The 3,030-nt window shown below is 25.9% G+C and carries 3 protein-coding genes; all 3 read left to right on the forward strand.

The genetic code is table 11. The features are described from left to right. Window positions 1–39: 39 nt before the first annotated feature. Window positions 40–1,476, forward strand: a complete 1,437-nt coding sequence (gene sufB, locus ACERKK_RS12490) for a Fe-S cluster assembly protein SufB (protein WP_373773407.1) — start codon at window positions 40–42, stop codon at window positions 1,474–1,476. Window positions 1,477–1,512: 36 nt separating this feature from the next. Next, complete coding sequence (gene sufC, locus ACERKK_RS12495) at window positions 1,513–2,268, forward strand: Fe-S cluster assembly ATPase SufC (RefSeq protein ID WP_373773408.1); 756 nt, start codon at window positions 1,513–1,515, stop codon at window positions 2,266–2,268. After that, on the forward strand, window positions 2,255–3,030 hold a 776-nt coding region (locus ACERKK_RS12500; protein ID WP_373773409.1), incomplete at its 3' end, for a SufD family Fe-S cluster assembly protein. The genes sufC and ACERKK_RS12500, both read left to right, overlap by 14 nt.

Genomic DNA, 3,030 nt, shown 5'->3' on the forward strand with positions numbered 1-3,030 from the left:
ATAGGACAAAAACTATCCTATTTAAAATTGGAGTTTATAATGAACGATAATAAAGAAATTAAAAATGTAATAAATAGCGATTATAAATTAGGATTTGAAACTTTAGTAAAAAGTGATACTTTTGCTAAAGGATTAAATCAAGATGTTATAAAAGCAATATCTGCTAAAAAAAATGAACCACAATGGTTATTAGATTTTAGATTAAATGCCTTTGAAAAATGGCTAAAAATGACAGAACCTAATTGGGCTGGTTTAAGATATGAAAAAATAGATTATCAAGATATTGCATACTATTCTGCACCAAAAAAAGCTTTAGGTTCTCTTGATGAAGTAGATCCTGAAATTTTAAAAACTTATGAAAAACTTGGTATTCCATTAGAAGAGCAAAAACAACTTGCAGGTGTTGCTGTTGATGCTGTTTTTGATTCTGTTTCTGTAAAAACTACTTTTCAAAAAGAGTTAGAAGAGTTAGGAATAATATTTTGTTCAGTAAGTGAAGCAGCTCATAAACATCCAGAAATTTTAAAAAAATACCTAGCTTCTGTTGTACCTGTAAATGATAACTATTTTGCATGTTTAAACTCTGCTGTATTTACAGATGGTTCATTTGTTTATATTCCACCAAATACTCACTGTCCAATGGAATTATCAACATACTTTAGAATAAATGCACTTAATACAGGACAGTTTGAAAGAACTATTATTATTTGTGATGAAGGTTCTTATGTATCTTATAATGAAGGCTGTTCAGCACCAAGTAGAGATGAAAGACAACTTCATGCAGCAGTTGTTGAATTAGTTGCACTTAAAAATGCTCAAATAAAATATTCAACTATTCAAAACTGGTATCCAGGTGATGAAAATGGTAAAGGTGGAATTTTAAACTTTGTAACAAAAAGAGGTTCATGTTTAGGTGATAATTCAAAAATTTCATGGACACAAGTTGAAACTGGTTCATCTTTAACATGGAAATATCCATCATGTATTTTAAAAGGAGATAATAGTGTTGGAGAGTTTTATTCAGTAGCTATTTCTTCAAAAGCTCAACAAGCAGATACAGGTTCTAAAATGATTCATTTAGGAAAAAATACAAAATCAACTATAATTTCTAAAGGAATTTCAGCAATGAATGGAGTTAATGCTTATAGAGGATTAGTAAGAGTTGGTAAAAATGCCACGAATGCTAGAAATATTTCTCAATGTGATTCACTACTAATAGGAAATACATGTACAGCAAATACTTATCCATATCATGAAATTAGAAATATGAATGCAAAAATAGAACATGAAGCTACAACTTCTAAGATTTCAGATGAACAACTATTTTATATAAAACAAAGAGGAATTAGCGAAGAAAATGCAGTTTCTATGATAGTAAATGGTTTTTGTAAAGAGGTATTAAAAGAACTTCCAATGGAGTTTGCAGCAGAAGCAAAAGAGTTATTAAATATTTCCTTAGAGGGAAGTGTTGGTTAAATTTAAAAAAATTAGAACTGTAAAAGGAATAATAAAATGTTAGAAATTAAAGATTTAAAAGTAACAATCGGTGATAAAGAAATTTTAACAGGTCTTAATTTAGATATAAAAGATGGAGAAGTTCATGCACTTATGGGCGTTAATGGAGCAGGAAAATCAACATTAGTTAAGACTCTTAGTGCACATTATGATTGTGTTGTAAATAGTGGAAGTATTACTTATAAAAAGAAAAACTTATTAGATTTAGATGTTTCACAACGAGCTAATGAAGGTATTTTTATGAGTTTTCAAAATCCAGTTGAAGTATCAGGAGTAAATAATAGCTATTTTCTAAAAACTGCAATTAATGAAAAAAGAAAAAGCCAAGGTTTAGAAGAGTTAGATGCGGTTGAGTTTCTAAAACTTATCAAAGAAAAAACATCAAAATTTGATATAGATAGAAAACTATTACAAAGAGATTTAAATGATGGTTTTTCAGGTGGTGAGAAAAAAAGAAATGAACTTATTCAACTACTACTTTTAGAACCAGATTTAATTATGCTTGATGAAATTGATTCAGGACTTGATGTAGATGCTATTAAAACAGTTGCAAATGTTATAAATTCAATGTTAGATGGGAAAAAATCTGTTTTAATGATTACACATTATGATAGATTATTAGAATTAATTAAACCAGATTTTGTACATATTTTAAATAATGGGAAAATCGTAAAAACGGGTGACTATACTCTAGCTTTAGAACTTGATAAAAAAGGTTTTGAAGGAATAGGAATAAAAGATGATACTAAATAATATTGAAGAATTAAACTTACCATCTAAAAAAGATGAAGAATTTAATAAAATAAATTTTGAAGATTTTTTTTCATCTGAATTCAAATATATTGATACTTATGAATTTGATATTATGGGATTAGAAAGTTATATTGATACAAAAACCTATGAAAGTGGATTATTTAATATTACAAATAATTTTAATAATGAACAAAAGATCATAACAATAAATAGAAATATTTTAGAACCAATTTTTATAATTCATAAGATAAATGAAGATAATACCTTTTTTACAAACTCATTAAAAATAGAAGTAAAAAAAGGAATAAAAGCAACATTTGTTGAAGTTTTTGTAAATAATAGTACAAATAGTGCATATAGTGTAAATAGAACTATTCATTTAGAAGATGATGCACAACTTGAATATGCAAAAATCCAAGATATAAATGAAGGTAATTTTTTATTATTAAATACAAATATTAATCAAGAAAAAAACTCTAATTTAAAAATTTCTAATTTTGAATATGGAAATGGTTTTATTGTAAATACTTTTTTAAATAATATAAATAATGAAGAAGTTATCTATAATTTAAATGGTTTAGTAAAATCAAAAGATTCATCAAATACATCAAATTTAATAAAAACAATTCATAATAATTCTCATACATTAAGTGATGTAAATTATAAACATTCATTAAAAGACAAGTCTCGTGCTGTCTTTAAAGTAAAATCAATTGTAAATAAAAATGCACCATTTTCAAAAGCATATCAAAATACAAATAC

It is taken from the genome of Poseidonibacter sp. (genome assembly GCF_041821165.1).
Lineage (GTDB): Bacteria > Campylobacterota > Campylobacteria > Campylobacterales > Arcobacteraceae > Poseidonibacter.